The sequence below is a fragment of the Streptomyces sp. NPDC056479 genome (assembly GCF_042795335.1).
Lineage (GTDB): Bacteria > Actinomycetota > Actinomycetes > Streptomycetales > Streptomycetaceae > Streptomyces.
Window position 1 is genome coordinate 101,182 of sequence record NZ_JBHTRZ010000010.1, and the last position, 18,704, is coordinate 119,885.

The 18,704-nt window shown below is 71.5% G+C and carries 18 protein-coding genes; 9 read left to right on the forward strand and 9 right to left on the reverse strand.

What is annotated here, in order from left to right; translation table 11 throughout:
- Positions 1-153: 153 nt before the first annotated feature.
- Positions 154-342, reverse strand: coding sequence for a DUF5703 family protein (locus ACFQ6S_RS34160; protein ID WP_005485166.1), 189 nt, complete (start codon positions 340-342; stop codon positions 154-156).
- 47 nt (positions 343-389) lie between these two features.
- Between ACFQ6S_RS34160 and ACFQ6S_RS34165 the strand changes: the two genes are divergently transcribed.
- On the forward strand, positions 390-1,109 hold the full coding sequence (locus tag ACFQ6S_RS34165; protein WP_383418448.1) for a hypothetical protein: 720 nt from the start codon (positions 390-392) through the stop codon (positions 1,107-1,109).
- A gap of 96 nt (positions 1,110-1,205) precedes the next feature.
- Here the strand turns inward: ACFQ6S_RS34165 and ACFQ6S_RS34170 are convergent, their stop codons facing one another.
- Positions 1,206-3,392, reverse strand: a complete 2,187-nt coding sequence (locus ACFQ6S_RS34170) for a helix-hairpin-helix domain-containing protein (RefSeq protein ID WP_383418450.1) — start codon at positions 3,390-3,392, stop codon at positions 1,206-1,208.
- Complete coding sequence (locus ACFQ6S_RS34175) at positions 3,389-4,372, reverse strand: aldo/keto reductase (RefSeq protein ID WP_383418452.1); 984 nt, start codon at positions 4,370-4,372, stop codon at positions 3,389-3,391. Before ACFQ6S_RS34175 ends, ACFQ6S_RS34170 begins: the two co-directional genes overlap by 4 nt.
- 185 nt (positions 4,373-4,557) lie before the next feature.
- On the opposite strand from ACFQ6S_RS34175, the gene ACFQ6S_RS34180 reads away from it, so the two are divergent.
- Both ACFQ6S_RS34180 and ACFQ6S_RS34185 read left to right on the forward strand, forming a co-directional pair.
- The gene (locus tag ACFQ6S_RS34180) at positions 4,558-5,613 is read left to right on the forward strand and encodes an LLM class F420-dependent oxidoreductase (RefSeq protein ID WP_383418454.1); all 1,056 of its coding nucleotides are present in this window, start codon (positions 4,558-4,560) and stop codon (positions 5,611-5,613) included.
- A gap of 238 nt (positions 5,614-5,851) precedes the next feature.
- Complete coding sequence (locus tag ACFQ6S_RS34185; protein ID WP_383418456.1) at positions 5,852-6,640, forward strand: ferritin-like domain-containing protein; 789 nt, start codon at positions 5,852-5,854, stop codon at positions 6,638-6,640.
- An 18-nt stretch (positions 6,641-6,658) separates the two neighbouring features.
- Here ACFQ6S_RS34185 and ACFQ6S_RS34190 read toward each other — a convergent pair whose 3' ends face one another.
- On the reverse strand, positions 6,659-7,657 hold the full coding sequence (locus tag ACFQ6S_RS34190; RefSeq protein WP_383418458.1) for a magnesium and cobalt transport protein CorA: 999 nt from the start codon (positions 7,655-7,657) through the stop codon (positions 6,659-6,661).
- A gap of 62 nt (positions 7,658-7,719) precedes the next feature.
- Here ACFQ6S_RS34190 and ACFQ6S_RS34195 point away from each other — a divergent pair, with 62 nt between their 5' ends.
- The 4 genes from ACFQ6S_RS34195 (at position 7,720) to mshC (ending at position 11,213) form a co-directional block, all read left to right on the forward strand.
- Positions 7,720-8,406: a histidine phosphatase family protein gene (locus ACFQ6S_RS34195; protein ID WP_383418460.1), complete on the forward strand. Its 687-nt coding sequence runs from the start codon at positions 7,720-7,722 to the stop codon at positions 8,404-8,406.
- Positions 8,407-8,515: 109 nt separating this feature from the next.
- A complete protein-coding gene (locus ACFQ6S_RS34200; protein ID WP_383418462.1) occupies positions 8,516-9,106 on the forward strand; it encodes a DUF3090 domain-containing protein in 591 nt (196 codons plus the stop codon).
- Positions 9,070-9,888, forward strand: coding sequence for an SCO1664 family protein (locus ACFQ6S_RS34205; protein ID WP_383418464.1), 819 nt, complete (start codon positions 9,070-9,072; stop codon positions 9,886-9,888). The genes ACFQ6S_RS34200 and ACFQ6S_RS34205 overlap by 37 nt, the downstream gene beginning before the upstream one ends.
- Before the next feature lie 95 nt (positions 9,889-9,983).
- Positions 9,984-11,213 (forward strand): cysteine--1-D-myo-inosityl 2-amino-2-deoxy-alpha-D-glucopyranoside ligase, encoded by a 1,230-nt coding sequence (gene mshC, locus ACFQ6S_RS34210; protein ID WP_383418466.1) that lies wholly within the window; start codon positions 9,984-9,986, stop codon positions 11,211-11,213.
- Between the two features lie 94 nt (positions 11,214-11,307).
- On the opposite strand, the gene ACFQ6S_RS34215 is transcribed toward mshC, so the two are convergent.
- Positions 11,308-11,571, reverse strand: coding sequence for a hypothetical protein (locus ACFQ6S_RS34215; protein WP_383418468.1), 264 nt, complete (start codon positions 11,569-11,571; stop codon positions 11,308-11,310).
- Between ACFQ6S_RS34215 and ACFQ6S_RS34220 the strand changes: the two genes are divergently transcribed.
- Positions 11,563-11,940, forward strand: coding sequence for a hypothetical protein (locus tag ACFQ6S_RS34220; protein ID WP_383418470.1), 378 nt, complete (start codon positions 11,563-11,565; stop codon positions 11,938-11,940). The genes ACFQ6S_RS34215 and ACFQ6S_RS34220 overlap by 9 nt on opposite strands.
- A 14-nt stretch (positions 11,941-11,954) precedes the next feature.
- Here the strand turns inward: ACFQ6S_RS34220 and ACFQ6S_RS34225 are convergent, their stop codons facing one another.
- Entirely contained in the window at positions 11,955-13,679 is a 1,725-nt protein-coding gene (locus tag ACFQ6S_RS34225) for a S8 family peptidase (RefSeq protein WP_383418472.1), read from the reverse strand.
- A 311-nt stretch (positions 13,680-13,990) separates the two neighbouring features.
- Here ACFQ6S_RS34225 and ACFQ6S_RS34230 point away from each other — a divergent pair, with 311 nt between their 5' ends.
- The gene (locus ACFQ6S_RS34230; RefSeq protein WP_383418474.1) at positions 13,991-14,965 is read left to right on the forward strand and encodes an SMP-30/gluconolactonase/LRE family protein; all 975 of its coding nucleotides are present in this window, start codon (positions 13,991-13,993) and stop codon (positions 14,963-14,965) included.
- Positions 14,966-15,038: 73 nt separating this feature from the next.
- Here the strand turns inward: ACFQ6S_RS34230 and ACFQ6S_RS34235 are convergent, their stop codons facing one another.
- From ACFQ6S_RS34235 to ACFQ6S_RS34245, 3 genes are all read right to left on the reverse strand, one after another.
- The gene (locus ACFQ6S_RS34235) at positions 15,039-15,965 is read right to left on the reverse strand and encodes a PAC2 family protein (protein ID WP_383418476.1); all 927 of its coding nucleotides are present in this window, start codon (positions 15,963-15,965) and stop codon (positions 15,039-15,041) included.
- Positions 15,966-16,141: 176 nt separating this feature from the next.
- Positions 16,142-16,813 (reverse strand): FadR/GntR family transcriptional regulator, encoded by a 672-nt coding sequence (locus tag ACFQ6S_RS34240; protein WP_383418478.1) that lies wholly within the window; start codon positions 16,811-16,813, stop codon positions 16,142-16,144.
- 268 nt (positions 16,814-17,081) lie between these two features.
- Positions 17,082-18,698 carry an FAD-dependent oxidoreductase gene (locus tag ACFQ6S_RS34245; RefSeq protein WP_383418480.1) on the reverse strand — a complete coding sequence of 539 codons (1,617 nt, stop codon included), beginning with the start codon at positions 18,696-18,698 and terminating at the stop codon, positions 17,082-17,084.
- Positions 18,699-18,704 lie beyond the last annotated feature (6 nt).

Here is an 18,704-nt window from a genome sequence, read left to right on the forward strand (position 1 = left end):
AACTCGGTCGGCTGACCGGCGTGGGGGGGGGGGGAAAAGGGGGGGGGAAAAGATCTCAGGCCCGACCCCGAAAAAAAAGGGGGGCGCCCCCCCCTTCGGCTCCCCCCGCTCCGTGTCGTCCCGTAATCTCCCTTGTCTTCCTGTCGCCTCAGCTCACCACGTCGCCCGCACCTGGCGGATGATCCGGCGGCGCAACCGCACCCTGCGGCTGCCGTCGCGCAGCAGGCTCAGGCGGTCCAACTCCCAGTGTCCGTACTCGGCATGGTCCGTCAGCAGGCGTGTGGCGTCCTTGCGGGAGACCCCGCGCGGTACGTACACGTCGACAAATTCGTATTCCGGCATCGCATCTATTGTGCGGGCTGGGGCCCGGTACGGATAGCGTCTGCACTATGTCTGATGCTGTGCAGCCCACCGCTGCCGAGGTACGTGCCGCCGCCGAGGCGGTCAAGACCGCGCTCGACCGCCACCTGGCCGCGGTCGAACGCCGGTCGGGTGAGGACGATCCGGCCGTCTACGAGGCGTTCAACGAGCTGGCCGCGGCCGCCGAGACCTACGACGAGCTGCTCTACGACCGCTACGACGAGGTCACTCCCTTCGAGATCCCCGGTACGGAGGACGCCCTGCCGCCGTACATCGGCCCCGAGGAACCGAACGCGCTGAGCGTGCTGATCCGCCGCGACTACGCCGTGGTGGAGCCGCAGCGCCTGCTGGCGCAGGCCCAGCGGGTCGAGGCGGCGGACTACGACGACGGAGCGGAAGCGGACGCCTCCGGCACGGTGCACGGGGCGCTCGGCATCCTGTTCGGCGAGTTCGAGCCGGACGAGATCGCCTCCCGGCACAAGGAGTTCGGCCTGGAGGAGGGCGACTCCACGCTCTGGGTGACCGCGGCGGACGATCAGACCGACCCCGGCGAATGGCTGGAGGCGCCCTTCGAGGGGGTCGATCCGCAGCGGGTGGTCTGCCGCTTCGACGTCAGCACGGTGTTCGACGACGACCTGGACGCCGACGGGAACGAAGGGGACGACGAGGACAGCGACGAGGACATCGAGGACGAGCTCGACACGGACCTCGACGAGGACGACCTCGAACCTCTGGACGCGGATCGCTGACACCTGGCGCGGCTGATTCGACGGCGGCGGTCACGGAGGTTTCCGTGACCGCCGCAGTTTTGTGCCCGGGGGCGTGATCGCGCGCGAATCTGCCGGTCAGCCCCCGGACGGCACCTGTGGTGCGAGCAGGACCGGCAGGCGGGTGGTGCGGGGCTTGGCCGGGATCTCGGCCACCGCCCGGGAGAGGGCCTGCTCCGCACCGTGCACCACGGAGAGGTGGCGGTCGGCGCGGCTGAAGGCCGTGTAGACCCAGGGGCGGCTGAGGGACTGGGCCGCGTCTCCGGGCAGCACCACGACCACCGCCGGCCACCGGCCGCCCGCCGCCTGATGGGCGGTCAGCGCCCAGCCGTGCCGTACGGACTGCTCCACCCGCTCCTTGGGCACGACCACGGCCTCGCCCGCGCAGTCGAGGTGCAGTCCCTCGGCGTCGGCCTTCACCACCCGGCCCGGCACGGTACGGCCCGGCGCGGGGGAGTACGCGACACGGTCACCCGGGTCGAAGCCGCCGAAGCGGCCCGGGCCCGGGTTGAGCCGCTCCTTGAGCGCGGCGTTGAGCGCGCGCGTGCCGGCCGCGCCGCCATGGCCCGGCGTGATCACCTGGGTCTCCTCGGCCGGGATGCCGATCGCCCGCGGCACCGAGTCCGCGACGAGCTGCGCGGCGCGGTGCACGGCCTCGCCCGCGTCCCGCACCGGCACGATCACGACCTCCTTGCCGGGCGCCTCGACCTGGGTCAGCTCGCCGATGCCGATGCCGGACACCAGCTCGCCCAGCGGGCCGGGGTCCGGCCGTCGCGAGGCGATCTGCGGGCAGATCCGCGCCGCCAGCAGATCGGCGAACACCCGCCCCGGCCCCGCCGACCACAGCACCCCGGGGTCCCCGGCCAGCACCAGCCGGGCCCCGTCCGGCAGCGACTCCGTGAGCAGTGCGGCCGTCTCGACGTCCAGCAGCGGTGCGTCGAGCACGATGAGCAGCTCGAGATCGAGCGCCCCGTCCGCGTCCCGGCCGGGTCCTTCGGCACCGGAGAGCAGACCGGCCACGGTGGCGACGCCTCCCGTCTCCGCCGCGGCGTCCGACCCGCCGAGCAGCGCCGAGAAACGCTCCCGGCCGAGCGGGCCGTGCGTGGCCGCCCAGGCGCGCAGCCCGAGCTCCCGCGCCGCGCCCAGCAGCGCCGCCGGTTCGGCGCGGGACGCCTCCCCGCCGGTGTGGAGGACCAGGCCGTTCGCCGCGACCGCACGGATCAGGTCGGCGGCGGAGCCCGCGCCGGCCGCCGCTCCCTCCCACTCCTCGGCCGAACCGTCCTGCTTGGGCACCGAGTTGATCACCCGAGCCAGCCCGTCGGCGAGGCTCTCCTCCGCGAGTGCGTACCGCTCCAGGCCGACGAGGACACGCACGGGCCGCTCCTCGTCCTCCGCCGCCTCCTCGTCCCGTACGGCCGGGGCGCCGGGCCCGTCCAGGGCGTCCTGGAAGGCCAGCGCATCGCCCTCGGCCAGGGAGCTCTGCACGGCCGCATCGGCGTCCCGCACCCCCCGCTGGACCAGCGCGGCGGTGAGCGTCGGCAGCTCCAGGGCCGTGTGCCCGGCCAGCGCCGCCTGCTCCAGCAACCAGCCGGTGACCGCCCGCCCGCGCCGCTCGTCGTCCGGTCCGCACTCCGCGCCGAGCAACGCCCGCGCGAACCCGTCGGCCTGCTCTGGCCGTACACCGCCGACGCGCAGCAGCTGCCAGGGGTCCGCCCGCAGCTGGTCGGCGGCACCCTCGCCGAGCGCCGCGGCGGCCTGCGCGGCGAGCGCGTCCGGAGCGCCGCCCTCGGTCAGCACGCCCCGTACGGACTCGACGGCGTCCGATGCGGGGACCGCGGGCGCGGCGGGCGCCGGCATGGGCTGCGGTCGGCGGGCCGGCTCCGGAGCGGGGCGACGTGGTGGCTCCGGCTCGCTGAAGACGGCGGCCGTGGGCTTGGCGCCGCTCTCCACGGCCCTTACGGCCGCGAGCAGATCGGCGGCCGTCCCGCTGAGCTTGCCCCCGCTCTCGACGGGCCCCTGCCGCTCGGCCTTGCGTCGCTCGATCCGCTCGCGCTCGACCCGCTGAGCGGCGAGCTCGGCCTCGGCCTCCGACGGCTTCGCCGCGCTGTCGCCGTCCTCGGCCGTGGAGGTCTCGGCAGAGGCGCTCTCGCCGACGCCGCCCTCGGCGGCGCCCGCACCCTCGGTCCCCGGTGCCCCGTCCTGCGTCGCGGCCCCCGGCGTCCCCGGCTCCGGGTTCTCCGTGGTCTCGGGTGGCTCCGTGCTCACAGCGTGCTCCAGTCGTGATCGGGATAGCGGTGCACCGGTGCCGACACGTCGTCGAGCGCCCGGCAGATCTCGTCAGGAAGACTAAGGGCCTCCACTGACAACGCCGCTGTGAGCTGCTGTGCGTTGCGCGCGCCGATGACGGGCGCGGCCACGCCGGGCCGGTCGCGGACCCAGGCGAGGGCGACCTGGAGCGGGGAGACGGCCAGCCCGTCGGCCGCCGTCTGCACGGCGTCCACGATCCGGCTCGCCGTGTCGTCGAGGTACGGCGCGACGAACGGCGCCAGATGCTCCGAGGCGCCGCGCGAGTCCGGTGGCGTCGAGTTGCGGTACTTGCCGGTCAGGACGCCCCGGCCGAGCGGGGAGGAAGGGAGCAGGCCGACGCCCAGATCGAGCGCGGCCGGCAGCACCTCGCGCTCCACGCCCCGCTGGAGCAGCGAGTACTCCAGCTGTGTGCTCGCCAGCCGGGTCCGTATGCCGGGCGCCGCGAGCTGCCAGGTCGCCGCCTTGGCGAGCTGCCAGCCGCAGAAGTTGGACACGCCCGCATAGCGCGCGCGACCGCTGCTGACCGCGATGTCGAGCGCCTGGAGGGTCTCCTCCAGCGGTGTGTACGGGTCGAAGGCGTGGATGTGCCAGACGTCGACGTAGTCCGTGCCGAGCCGGGCCAGCGAGGCGTCCAGCGCGGAGAGCAGATGGCCGCGCGAGCCGTCGAAACGGCGGTCCGGGTCGGGCACGCTGCCCGCCTTCGTCGAGATGACCAGGTCCCGCCGCGGGATCAGCCCTTCCATGAGCCGGCCCAGCAGGTACTCGGCCTCCCCGTCGCCGTACACGTCCGCCGTGTCGACGAGGGTGCCGCCCGCCTCCCAGAACGTCTTCAAGAGGTCCGCTGCGTCGTGCTCGTCGGTGTCCCTGCCCCAGGTGAGGGTGCCGAGCCCGATACGGGACACGCGCAGGCCGGTGCGGCCGAGATGCCTCTGCTCCATGAACGCCGAGATTACTGGCCAGAACCTGCCATGTGGGGGCCTGTGGATAACCAGTTTTCAGTACGGTCACCGGGGCTGCGCAGGGCCTGCCGGGCGACGCCCGCCACATCGGCCTCCCCGCCGGGGGTCCCCCGCGCTATGGTCGGGCCCACAAGGGACGTTACTGATCGGTAAGGGGATCGGCCATGCAGCTCGGGATCAACCTCGGCTACTGGGGTGCGGGAATGGACGCGGACAATCTCGCCGTCGCGCAGGAGGCCGACCGGCTGGGGTACGCCGTGTGCTGGGCCGCCGAGGCGTACGGCTCGGACGCGGCCACCGTGCTCAGCTGGGTCGCCGCCCAGACCGAGCGCATCGACGTCGGCTCCGCCATCTTCCAGATCCCGGCCCGCCAGCCGGCCATGACCGCGATGACCGCCGCCACCCTGGACTCGCTCTCCGGCGGCCGTTTCCGGCTCGGCCTCGGCGTCTCCGGACCGCAGGTCTCCGAGGGCTGGTACGGCGTCAAGTTCGACAAGCCGCTGGCCCGCACGCGTGAGTACGTCGAGATCGTCCGCAAGGCCATGACGCGCGAGCGCCTGTCGTACCAGGGCCAGCACTGGACGCTGCCGCTGCCCGACGGCCCCGGCAAGCCGATCAAGCTGACCGTGCACCCGCAGCGCGAGCACATCCCGCTGTACATCGCCGCCATCGGCCCGAAGAACCTCGAGCAGACCGGCGAGATCGCCGACGGCGCACTGGTGATCTTCCCCTCCGCCGACCACCTGGAGGACACCACCGTCAAGCACCTGCGCGCCGGACGCGAGAAGGCCGGCAAGACCCTCGACGGGTTCGACATCTGCCCGACCCTGCCGCTCGCCGTCGGCGACGACAAGGACGTGGCCACGCTCGCCGACACCTTCCGCCCCTACACCGCGCTGTACGTCGGCGGCATGGGCAGCCCCAAGCAGAACTTCTACAACCAGCTCGCCCAGCGCATGGGCTACGAGAAGGAAGCCGCCGAGATCCAGACCAAGTACCTCTCCGGCGACAAGCAGGGCGCCGCGGCCGCCGTACCGCAGGACCTCATCGACAACACCACCCTGCTCGGCTCCGTCGACCGCATCGCGGACCGGATGAAGGCGTATGCCGCGGCCGGGGTCACCACGCTGTCCCTCGCGCCCGCCGGCTTCACGCTCGACGAGCGGCTCGCCTCGCTCCGCGCCGGCACCGAGGCCCTGGAGCGCGCCGGGCTCGCGTAGCCGCGAAGCGCGCTCAACAGGAGGTTTCAGCGGCCGTGGTGGGGGCTCGGGGGGTCTTCCCCGCCACGGCCGTCACGCAGAACAACGCGCGCGTGCCCACGCGGTTACGCCCCCGTCGTGACCCCGATGGTCATTCTTTTGGCGGAGTTGTCCGCCGTAGCTGTTGCAGCACCTCTCTCACCGCATTTGACTCGTTCTTTGCGGAATCCTGCGGCGTCCTGCAGAGAGGTGCCCCACGATGCTTTCGGCCAAGAGTCTGTTCCAAGAGATCCTCGACAACGACGAGTCATATCGCCTGTTCTGCTCCATCGCCGCCAGCGGGGAGACCCAGGGCGGCTGGGAGAACGCGCGCATCGCCGCGCTCGTGCCCGACAGCGAGCGCGCCATGGCCCCTAAGATCACCCGGCACGGCGCCGACGAGGACAAGCACGGGCGCATCTTCAACGCCCTGCTGAAGAAGCGCGGTCTGCAACCCGTCCCCGTCCCGCCCGAGACCGACTACACGATGCTCCTGGAACGGCACGGCATCGGGCTCGCCCACGACAAGCTCAAGGCCGACAAGCCGCTCACGGTCGACGACGTCATCACCTACCTCGCACACAGCCGGGTCACCGAGCAGCGCGCCGCCGACCAGATGATCATGCTCCGCAACTATTTCTCCGACCATCCCGTGGTCGGCAAGGCCGTGCGGATGATCTCCAACGACGAGGACAACCACCTCGCCTACACCCACGAGGAGCTGCTGCGCTTCGCCGCCGCCGGGCACGGCCGGCTGATCCAGCGCACCCTGCGCGAGTGCGCGCTCGCCGAGATCCGGGTCTACCGGGACGTCAGCCTCGCGGTCATGGACCACATGGGACGCATCCTCGGCTGGCCCCGGGCCAAGGCCGCCGTGCTCGCCGCAGGCATCCACGCCGTGTACGCCTGGGAGCGGTTCGCGGGCTGGCGGCGCATGGTGTCCCTGAAGATGCCGGAACGACGCGACGCCCTGGGCGGACCCGCCACCTCGGCACCCGAGTTCGCCTGACGACCGCGGCCGGCCCGACTACAACCAGCCCCGGCGCTTGAACAGCCGGTACAGCAGCACCTCGACGGCGGCCATGCCCGCGATCAGCACCGGGTACGACCCGATCCAGTGCAGCTCGGGCATGTGCTCGAAGTTCATGCCGTAGATCCCCGCGATCATCGTGGGGACCGCGGCCATGGCCGCCCACGCGGAGATCTTCCGCATGTCGTCGTTCTGCCGGACGCTCATCTGCGCCAGATGCGCCGAGAGGACGTCGGAGACCAGCCGGTCCAGGCCCTCCACGGACTCGTTCACGCGCGTGAGGTGGTCGCTCACATCACGGAAGAAGGGCTGCGCCTTGTCGTGCACGAAGGGCACGCGCGCGCCGATCAGGCCTGTGCCCGCGAGCCGGGCCAGGGGCTGCGCGAGCGGGCCGGTGGCCTTGCGGAACTCCATGATCTGCCGCTTGAAGGCGTAGATGCGCGAGGCCGTGTGCCGTGACCCGCCGCCGGTCGGCGAGAACACCTCTGCCTCCAGCTCCGACAGGTCGGTGCCCAACTCGCCCGCCACGTCCAGGTAGTGGTCGACCACGGCGTCGGCGATCGTGTAAAGCACCGCCGTGGGACCATGCCGCAGCATCTCCGGCTCGTGTTCCAGACGGCTACGGACGACCCCGAGCGGCGCCTCCTCGCCATGCCGGACGGTCACCACGAACGAGTCGCCGATGAAGACCATGACCTCGCCGGAGGAGACGATGTCGCTCTTCGGCTCGTACCCGACCGGCTTGAGCACCATGAACAGCGAGTCGTCGTACACCTCCAGCTTGGGCCGCTGGTGGGCGTTCAGGGCGTCCTCCACGGCCAGCGGATGCAGCCCGAACTCCTCGGTGACCTTGTCGAACTCTTTCTCCGTCGGTTCGTACAGGCCGATCCAGACGAACGCGTCGTCCTGCAGACGGCACAGATCCAGGGCGTCGGAGAAGTCCGCGGGCCCCTCCGTCCGGCGCCCGTCACGGTAGATGGCGCAGTCGACGATCACGGAGCGTATTCTCCCGCCCTCCGGCCCCGAACGCACCCCGTCGTGCGCCTACCCTGGGCGGCATGCCCACGCTGATCCTGGTCCGGCACGGACGTTCCACCGCCAACACCGAGGGACTGCTCGCCGGGTGGACGCCCGGCGTCGCCCTCGACGAGCGCGGGGCCGCGCAGGCCGCCGCACTGCCCGGACGGCTCACCGAGCTGCCGATCTCCGAGGTCGTCACCAGCCCGCTCCAGCGCTGTCAGGAGACGATCCGGCCGCTTCTCGACGCCCGGCCCGGCCTCACCGCGCACACCGACGACCGGATCGGGGAGTGCCACTACGGCGACTGGTCCGGCCGCAAGCTCGCCGAGCTCAAGGACGAGCCGCTGATGGAGGTCGTACAGGCCCATCCGTCGGCGGCGGCGTTCCCCGGCGGGGAGTCGATGCGGGCCATGCAGACCCGCGCCGCCGAGGCCGTACGCGAGTGGAACGCGCGCGTGGAGCGCGATCACGGCGCCGACGCCGTGTTCCTGATGTGCTCCCACGGCGACATCATCAAGTCGCTCGTGGCGGATGCGCTGGGTCTTCATCTCGACCTCTTCCAGAGGATTTCCGTAGAACCGTGTTCCATCACCGCGATCCGCTACACACGCCTGAGGCCGTTCCTCGTACGCCTCGGCGACACCGGTGACTTCGCGTCCCTCGCCCCGCGCGAGGAGGCGCCGGCCGGCGACGCGACGGTCGGGGGCGGCGCGGGCGCACCGTGATCGTCGGGCGCAGTAGGGTGAAGCGGTCGAAGCTGCGCCGTACCTTCGCCGGCTCACGATTCGCCGTACACACGATTCGCCGTACTCACGATTCCAATGGAGACAGGACGTGTCCCGTCAGGTGTTCCTCTACGACCCCCCGGACCGCTTCGTGGCCGGCACGGTAGGACTGCCCGGACGCCGTACGTTCTTCCTCCAGGCCACCGCAGGCTCCCGGGTGACCAGCGTGGCCCTGGAGAAGACCCAGGTCGCCGCCCTCGCCGAGCGCATGGACGAACTGCTCGACGAGGTCGTGAGGCGCAGCGGCGGCAGCGCCGCGGTCCCCGCCATGGCGCCCAACGAGATCGGCGACACGGGCCCGCTGGACACCCCCATCGAGGAGGAGTTCCGCGTCGGCACCATGGCGCTCGCCTGGGACGGCGAGGAGCAGCGCATGATCGTCGAGGCGCAGGCCCTCGTGGAGCTCGACGCGGACTCCGAGGAGGACCTCGCCGAGGCCGAGGAGCGCCTCCTGCAGGACGAGGAGAACGGACCCCCGATGCTGCGGGTCCGGCTCACCGGCGTACAGGCGAGGGCCTTCGCCAAGCGCGCCCTGGACGTCGTCAACGCCGGGCGGCCGCCGTGTCCGCTGTGCAGCCTCCCGCTCGACCCGGAAGGACACGTATGTCCGCGCCAGAACGGATACCGCCGCGGAGCATGACCCCGGTGGAACTGCTCACCGACGGTGAGCTGACCGTGCGCGGCCGCATCCGGGAGGCGTCCAACGCGGCGCTGTTCTGCACGGTGGCGCACGAGGGGCAGGAGGCGTCCTGCGTGTACAAGCCGGTCGCCGGTGAGCGGCCGCTGTGGGATTTTCCCGACGGCACGCTCGCGCAGCGCGAGGTCGCCGCGTACGAGATCTCCGAGGCGACCGGCTGGGGACTAGTACCGCCCACCGTGCTGCGGGAGGGGCCGTACGGCGAGGGCATGGTCCAGCTGTGGATCGACGTGACGCCCGAGGCGGAGCTGCTCGCCCTCGTGGACGGCGAGGAGCCCGAGCCCGGCTGGAGGTCGATCGGCCTCGCCGACGTCGGTGAGGGCAGGACCGCGCTGCTCGTGCACTCCGACGACGAGCGGCTGCGCCGCATGGCGGTCCTGGACGCCGTGATCAACAACGCCGACCGCAAGGGCGGGCATCTGCTGCCCACCGAGGACGGCCGGCTCTACGGCATCGACCACGGCGTCACCTTCAACGTCGAGAACAAGCTGCGGACGCTGCTGTGGGGCTGGGCGGGTGAGCCGCTGACCGACGAGGCCGTCGAGGTGCTCGGTGGCCTGCGGGACGGTCTGAAGGAGGGCGCCGCGATGGCCGTACGGCTGGCCGGGCTGATCACCGCCGCAGAGGTGGCGGCCACACGCGCGCGTGTCGAGGCGCTGCTGGCGTCGGGGAAGCATCCGGAGCCGAGCGGGGAGTGGCCGGCCATTCCCTGGCCGCCCGTGTAGGAGCACACTGGCGGGGTATCGCGCAAGAACGCCTCACCGGCCATCCGGCCTGGTCCGGTTCGTGTACGGAACATCCGCCCGGTTAGGCTCATGACATGTATGCCTGGCCCGCTTCTGAGGTCCCCGCCCTGCACGGTCAGGGCCGCGACCTGAGGATCCACGACACCGCGACCGGCGGTCTGGTCACCCTCGACCCCGGTCCCGTCGCCCGTATCTACGTCTGCGGCATCACCCCGTACGACGCCACCCACCTGGGTCACGCGGCGACCTACAACGCGTTCGACCTCGTGCAGCGCGTGTGGCTCGACACCAAGCGGCAGGTTCACTACGTCCAGAACGTCACCGACATCGACGATCCGCTCCTGGAGCGGGCCGAGCGCGACGACATCGACTGGGCCGCCCTCGCCGAGAAGGAGACCGCACTCTTCCGCGAGGACATGACCGCCCTGCGGATGCTGCCGCCGCGGCACTACATCGGCGCGGTGGAGGCGATACCCGGCATCGTCCCGCTCGTCGAGCGCCTGCGGGACGCCGGCGCCGCCTACGAACTCGAAGGCGACACCTACTTCTCCGTCGAGTCCGACCCCGACTTCGGCAAGGTGTCGAACCTCGACGCCGCCGCGATGCGACTGCTGTCCGCCGAGCGCGGCGGCGACCCCGAGCGGGCCGGCAAGAAGAACCCGCTCGACCCGATGCTGTGGATGGCCGCCCGTGAGGGCGAGCCCAGCTGGGACGGCGGTTCGCTCGGGCGCGGCCGGCCCGGCTGGCACATCGAGTGCGTCGCCATCGCCCTCGACCACCTCGGCATGGGCTTCGACGTCCAGGGCGGCGGCTCCGACCTCGCCTTCCCGCACCATGAGATGGGCGCCTCGCACGCCCAGGTGCTGACCGGCGAGTTCCCCATGGCCAAGGCCTATGTCCACGCGGGCATGGTCGGTCTGCACGGCGAGAAGATGTCCAAGTCCAAGGGCAACCTCGTCTTCGTCTCCCAGCTGCGCCGCGACGGCGTCGACCCCGCCGCCATCCGGCTCGCCCTGCTCGCCCACCACTACCGGGCCGACTGGGAGTGGACCGACCAGGTGCTGGAGGAGGCCGTGGCCCGCCTCGGGCGCTGGCGGGCGGCCGTGTCCCGGCCCGACGGACCGGGAGCCGAGGCCCTCGTCGAGGAGATCCGCGCCGCCCTCGCCGACGACCTGGACGCCCCGGCCGCGCTCGCCGCGGTGGACCGCTGGGCCGCGCGGCAGGACGCCGAGGGCGGCACGGACATCGGCGCCCCCGGCGTCGTATCGCGGGCCGTGGACGCGCTGTTGGGCGTGGCGCTGTAACACGCCGTAGCACTCAGAGCATGTGAAAGGGGCGCTTCCTCCGCACGGAGGAAGCGCCCCTCGTGTCACCCGGTCCTGGGCGGATCGGTTCCTGTCAGATCCTGCGGATGTGGATGCTGCGCAGGATGTGCGGCGAGCCGGCCTCCCAGATGCCGACCACCTGGTTGCCGAACGCGAAGGCCTCCTGGACCGCGCCGTGGGTCTGGGGGCTCGGGTTGAACAGGACCCTCAGCTGGCCGCCGATGCGCAGCGCGATCACGCTGGGCTGCCCGGGCAGCGGCTGGACGATGTCGATGTAGCCGTCGGCGAGGTCCGCCTGCAGCTCCTGTGTCTGGATCTGCTGCTGGACGTGCTGCACGGCGACCTGCGCGAGCTGCTGCAGTTGCTGCTGCACCTGCTGCTCGACCTGTTGCCGCTGCCCCATCTGCTGACCCATTTGCTGACCCGGCTGCTGACCCTGCTGACCCGGCTGCTGCCCCATCGCCTGCTGCCCGAGCTGCTGCAGCAACTGCTGGAACGGCTGCTGCTGGCCGAGCTGCTGGAGCTGCTCCAGGGAGCCGCTCATGCCGTACGGCTGCTGCCGGCCGTAGACCTGCTGCTGCCCGAAGGGCTGCTGCTGCCCGAAGGGCTGCTGGTACGGCGATGTGCCGGGGAACTGCTGGCCCTGCTGTTGTCCCATGTGACTCATCTGCGGGGTGGTGCTCATTCGGGTGTCACCTTCCCTTGATGTGATGGGCTGCGTCAGCCGGTGATCACCAGGCCGACGATCTCGTCGTCCGAGAACCACACTCGGACATCGGGCCGTCCCCCCGCGAAGGCGGCATGGACCGCCTGACGGATCTCAGGGGACGGATGGTTCAGGTTCCGCCAGTCACCGGCCACGAACAGCCGGAGCCTGGGCGGAAGTTCACGGGGATACGGCAGCAACTCGTCCCAGTAGCGCTCGGCCTTGCCCGAGCCGATCGCCTGCGGGACCAGATAGGTGACCGCCGCCTTGATGTCGGGCCGGCTGCCGATCCGCTGGGAGGCGGGCCTGCCCGGAGCGTCCTGCTGCGGGGAACCCGTCGCCCGCAGTACCGCGCGGGCCCGCTCGGGGGACATCGGAGGCTGACCCGCCGCCCTGAGTATGCCCTGCAGCGCGGCCAGCGCGCCGACGACCACCGGGGAGGCGGACGACGTCCCGGAGAACGTGTCGGTGTACCAGGCGATCTCCTCGGGTCCGCCCTGCAGATCGCCGGGCCGGTCCCAGAAGCCGCCGGTCGTCGTCACCTCGCGACCCCAGCCCTGCGCGTCCACCCGGGCGCCGTAGTTGGAGAACCCGAGCCGTGAACGGTCCGGGCCGTGGTCGCGGCCGTGTGTGCCGGGCGGCGGTGCGCCCGCGCCGACCAGGACCGCGCCGGAGGGCGGGTTGGACGGGTTGAACGGGTTGCGCCACCACTCGGGGAATCCGTCCGGGCGACGCTCGTAGAGCGCGTCGTCGAGCGACTCGCCGCCGTTGCCCGCGGCCGCCACCACGAGGATCCCCTTGGCGGTGGCGTGGCGGACGGCGGCGAGGTCGTCCGGCCACCACTCGAGGCCGATGTAGCCGCGCTGGTCGTCGCGTTCGGCATACTCGAACCGGGGTCCCGGGCGGTGGAGTTCGATCAGCACGATGTCACCGGGGCTCAGCCGCTCGGCCGCCGCGTGGATCGCCGCCGCCGTGCCGATGTCCTGGAAGGACGCGGCCGCGGTCACCGTCTGCGGCACGATGCCGGTGACTCCGTACTCGTTGCGGTCGCCGCCGATCACCCCGATCACAGCGGTGCCGTGGTTGCGCCAGGCCAGGTCGGCGATCGGCGTGCCGATGACGACGCCGGACAGCTTGCCGGCCAGGTCCTCATGGCCCAGCTGCCAGGAGCCCTCCACGTCGATCACGGTCACGCCCTGACCGGCGCCGCCGGGCCGCTGCCAGGCCCAGTGGGCGTCGACACCCTCGGGCGCGGGCCGCAGATAGCCCTGCCGGCCGCTGTAGTCGGGCGTGACCGGTGTGCCCTCCTTCAGGCGCCCGCCGTCCTCACCGAACGGCCCGGCGGAGGCGGGCACCGCGCCCGGTTTCACATACGCCGTGTCGATCCCCGGCAGCGCGGCGATCCGCGCCCGCAGTTCCTCGGCACGGCTCCGGCCGCCGCGCACCCGGTAGAACAGCGCGAGGTCCGTCGCCTCCTGCGCGCCGGTGGCCTGCTGAAGTCGCTCCTCGTTGCCGAACAGCGGCTCCAGCGTGAGCTGTTCGTCCGTAAGGAACATGTTGAGAGCCGAGACATCGGCGCCCGCCACCGACCGCACGCCCTCGGCCTGGGCGCGCAGCCGTGCCTCGGGACGGGCGACGACGATCAGTTCCCGCTCGGCTCCTCGATAGGTGAATCCCGCTCCGTCGGGCCCCGGCCCGGATGCTCCCGGGCCGTGCGCCGGCTCTGCCTGGTCGGTCATCGTCTGCCGCTCCCTTCGATCCTGGGGTTGCCAAGTGCGGGTGGTGCGGCGCGCCTTCGCAGGACAACCAAGCACGCACGGCCCGGTCCGTCCAGACTGTTTTCGTCAACTTGGTTTGGAAACAAGTTGAATTGGGCAACGTGTGCAATCCGGCCGGAAGTAGATGTCACGCCATAATCCGGCCGACTGCTGTCCAGTCCCTGTCGAGAGGCCGTCCACGGCTGCGGAGGCGACAGGTGTGTGGTGGGGTGGGGGAGTCAGTTGACCGTTGGACCAGCCATCGGCCGGTCCTGTCCGCGGAAGGACGCACCGTGGCCCCCGAACACCGCTCCTTCGCACCTCACCTCACCCGCCGGGGACTCCTCACGGCCGGCGCCGCCACCGCAGGCGCCGCACTCGTAGGGACCGCCGGCACCCCCGCCACCGCGGCCGGAAAGCGCCGCCCCACCGTGATCCACCTGCCGAACGGCTTCCGCCCCGAGGGCATCGCCATCGGCGGCGGACCGTACGCCTACCTCGGCTCCCTCGGCGACGGCTCGCTCTACCGCGCCGATCTGCGCACCGGCGAGGGCGGCATCATCTCCGCCGGACCCGGCACACCGTCGGTCGGTCTGAAACTCGACCGCCAGGGACGTCTTTTCGTCGCCGGCCGCGGCCAGGGCGCCCGGGTCGTGGACGCCCGCACCGGCAGGATCCTCGCCTCCTACGTCCTCACCACGGCGACCCCGACCTTCGTCAACGACGTCTTCCTGACCTCGCGCACGGCGTGGTTCACCGACTCCTTCCAACCCGCGCTGTATGCCCTGCCGCTCGGCCGGCGCGGCGAACTGCCGGACGCGGACGAGGCCGTGACGATCACCCTGAGCGGCGCCTGGAGCCAGGTCCCCGGCGAGGTCGTCAACGCCAACGGCATCACCGGCACGCCCGACGGCTCCGCGCTGCTCGTCGTGCAGTCCGGGGTCGGCGCCCTGCACCGGGTGAATCCGCGCACCGGCGTCACCGCACTGGTCGACCTCGGCGACGCGGCACCGGTCACCAACGGCGACGGCCTGCTGCTGCTCGGACGGACGCTGTACGTCGTGCAGAACCGGCAGAACGCGATCGACGTGTTCCGGCTCTCCGCCGACGGCCGCAGCGGTGTCTTCCAACGCCGCATCACCGACCCGCTGTTCGACGTACCGACCACCGTGGCCGCCCACCAGGGCCGCCTCTATCTGCCCAACGCCCGCTTCACCACGACACCGACGCCGGAGACGACGTACGACGTGATATCCGTGCCGGCGTGACCCATGTGACCTGAGTCATGACTGAGGGCGGTGCGCAGCACAGCGCACCGCCCTCAGCCCGGCTCCGAGAGCCTCAGTCCTCCGACGAGTCCTCGTCGTCGTCCCTGCCGCCCGGCTTCGGGGGCATCGGCGGACGCGTACGGTCGCCCGGCGACGGGCCGCCGTCCCGGCGCCGCAGATACCGCTCGAACTCTCGCGCGATGGCATCACCCGACGCCTCCGGCAGCTCGGCGGTGTCGCGGGCCTCCTCCAGCGTCTGCACGTACTCCGCGACCTCGCTGTCCTCCGCGGCCAGCTGGTCCACACCGACCTGCCAGGCTCGCGCGTCCTCGGCCAGTTCGCCCAGCGGGATGCGTACGTCGATCAGGTCCTCGAGCCGGTTGAGCAGGGACAGCGTCGCCTTCGGGTTGGGCGGCTGCGAGACGTAGTGCGGTACGGCGGCCCACAGCGACACCGCCGGTACACCGGCGTGCGTGCACGCCTCCTGCAGGATGCCGACGATGCCCGTCGGGCCCTCGTACTTGGTCTCCTCCAGATCCATCCGGCGGGCCAGGTCCGGGTCGGACGTGGTGCCGCTGATCGGGACCGGACGCGTGTGCGGGGTGTCACCGAGCAGGGCGCCCAGGATGACCACCAGCTCCACGCCCAGCTCGTGCGCGAAGCCGAGGAGCTCGTTGCAGAACGAGCGCCAGCGCATGGACGGTTCGATACCTCGGACGAGTACGAGATCACGCGGCTTCTCGCCGCCGACCCGGACCACCGAGAGCCGGGTCGTCGGCCATGTGATCTTGCGGACGCCCGCGTCCATCCACACCGTGGGGCGGTTCACCTGGAAGTCGTAGTAGTCCTCGGCGTCCAGCGCCGCGAACACCTCGCCCTTCCACTCCCTGTCCAGATGCGCGACCGCGGTGGAGGCGGCGTCGCCGGCGTCGTTCCAGCCCTCGAACGCGGCCACCATGACCGGGTCGATCAGCTCGGGAACCCCCTCGAGCTCGATCACCCAGTGCCTCCTTCCGACGTGCCCTCGCCTGACGAACCAACCTTACGGCGTGCGGCGGGGGCGCCCGCAGCCCCCTTGCACGGGGGAGTGAACGGATCACTGCCCCGTTCGCCACCTCGGAACACCCCGCAGTCATCCGAGCTGTGTCCGGGCCGACAGGATGATCCTTCCGCAGCTCACAGACTGGACCGCAGCCACTGCTCCACGCTCGCGATGTGCACCGTCGCCCACGACCGCGCCGCCTCCGCGTCCCGGTCCCGCAAAGCCGCCAGGATCGCCCGGTGTTCGTGCAGGGTCCGGCTGACCGCGTCCTCCTGGGTCAGCCCGCGCCAGACACGAGCCCGCGTCGTCGGCCCGGACAGGCCGTCGAGGAGCGAGCAAAGGACCGAGTTCCCGGAGCTCTGCACGATGCCCCGGTGGAACTCCAGGTCACAGGCGACGAGTTCCTCCACCGACGGATCGTCGCCGAGCTTGTCCAGCTGGTTCGACAGCGCGTCCAGTTGCTGCTCGCTGATCCGGGAGGCGGCCATCGCCGTGGCCGCCGGCTCCAGGATGCGGCGGACGGCGAGGAACTCCAGCACGGTGTCGTCGCGGTGGAAGTCGACGACGAAGCTCAGCGCCTCCAGCAGCAGCTGCGGATCCAGGCTCGTGACGTAGGTGCCGTCGCCCTGCCGTACGTCCAGGATCCTGATCAGTGACAGGGCGCGTACGGCCTCGCGCAGGGAGTTACGGGACAGCCCGAGTTCGGCGGCGAGTTCGCTCTCCTTGGGAAGGCGGTCGCCGGGGCGCAGCGCGCCGGAGACGATCATGTCTTTGATCTTCTCGATCGCCTCATCGGTGACTGCCATGGCCGGCCCTCCCTGTCGTTCAGGATGTCGTTTGCCAGACATCCGATCACTCACGTCATTATGCGGGGCGGGCTCGGTGAAGGTGCAGTTCGCGAGTGACGCGCATGCGAAAGGGGCGACTCCATCGGCGCGGAGCCGCCCCTTCCGGTTTGGCCGGCCCCGGTGCGGAAGGGGCCGCCCTCGTGCGGTCCGACCTGGTCAGGGGAGTGGCCGGACCTGGCGCGCGGAGAGGCTCATCCGGCGAAAACCTCTCACGGCGCCTGCGAGGTCACTTCTTGTCGAGCAGGTCTTGCACCTTCGCCCGGACGTCGTCCGTCGCCAGACCCCGGATCGTCAGAGTCGTACGCCGGCGCAGCACGTCGTCCTGCGTCTCGGCCCACTCGTTGTCCCGGGCGTAGACGACCTGGGCCCAGATCTCCGGGGCGTCCGGGTGGACGCGCTCGCCCAGCTCCGGGTTCTCGTTGGCGATGCGGGCGATGTCGAAGGCCAGCGAACCGTAGTGCGTGGCCAGGTGCTTGGCGGTGTCGGCCGCCATGCGCGGACCCGGCGCCGGGCGGTCGGTCAGCAGCCGGTGGGCGACCGCGCGCGGGTTGGCGATGCCCGGCAGCGGCAGCTTCTTCGGCAGCGAGGCGATCGGCTCGAAGTCGTCGCCCAGCGGGGCGCCCGGCAGCGACTCCAGCTTCTGCATGATCGTGCGGCCGATGTGGCGGAAGGTGGTCCACTTGCCGCCCGCGACGGACAGCATGCCGCCCCGGCCCTCGGTCACGACCGTCTCGCGCTTGGCCTTCGCGGTGTCACCGGGACCGCCCGGCAGCACTCGCAGACCCGCGAACGCGTAAGTGATCAGATCGCGGTCGAGCTGCTGGTCCCGGATGGAGAACGCGGCCTCGTCGAGTATCTGGGCCGTGTCCTTCTCGGTGACCGAGACGTCCGCCGGGTCGCCCTCGAACTCCTCGTCCGTGGTGCCAAGGAGCAGCATGTCCTCCCAGGGCAGGGCGAACGTGATGCGGTACTTGTCGATCGGGGTGGCGAGCGCCGCCTTCCAGGGCGCCGTCCGCTTCAGGACCAGATGCGCGCCCTTGGACAGCCGGATCGACGGCGCGGAGTTCGGGTCCTCCATCTTGCGCAGGTGATCGACCCAGGGACCCGTCGCGTTCAGCACGAGCCGGGCGTTCACGCCGAACTCGTCGCCCGACTGGCGGTCCTTCAGGTCCGCGCCGGTCACCCGGCCCTTGGTGAAGCGCAGGCCGGTGACCTCGGCGTGGTTGAGCACGACCGCGCCCGCCTCGACGGCCCCGCGGACCGTCATCAGCGCCATACGCGCGTCGTTCATCTGGTCGTCGCCGTACACGGCCACGGCCTTGAGGTTGTCGGTACGCAGCTCGGGCACGTCCTGCGCCGCCTTGGCGGGGGACAGGAGGTGGCCGACGCCGTCACCGAACGCGGAGAGCGCGGAGTAGGCGAAGACGCCCGCCCCGAGCTTCGCGGCGCCGTGCGGCCCGCCCTTGTACACGGGGAGGTAGAACGTGAGCGGGTTCGCCAGGTGAGGTGCCACCTGGCGAGACACCGCACGGCGCTCGAAGTGGTTCTCCGCCACCAGCTTCACCGCGCCGGTCTGCAGGTAGCGCAGACCGCCGTGGAGCAGCTTGGAGGAGGCGGAGGAGGTGGCGCCGGCGAAGTCGCCGGCGTCGACCAGAGCCACCCTGAGGCCGGACTGCGCGGCGTGCCAGGCGGTGGAGATGCCCAGGATGCCGCCGCCGATCACGAGAAGGTCGTACGACGCCTTGGCGAGTTGCTCCCGGGTCTCGGCTCGGCTCGGGTTGGAGCCGGAGGCCGGGTGCGTCCCGAGGGCAGGCACGGACTGCAGGGTGGTCTGACTGGTCATTTCGGG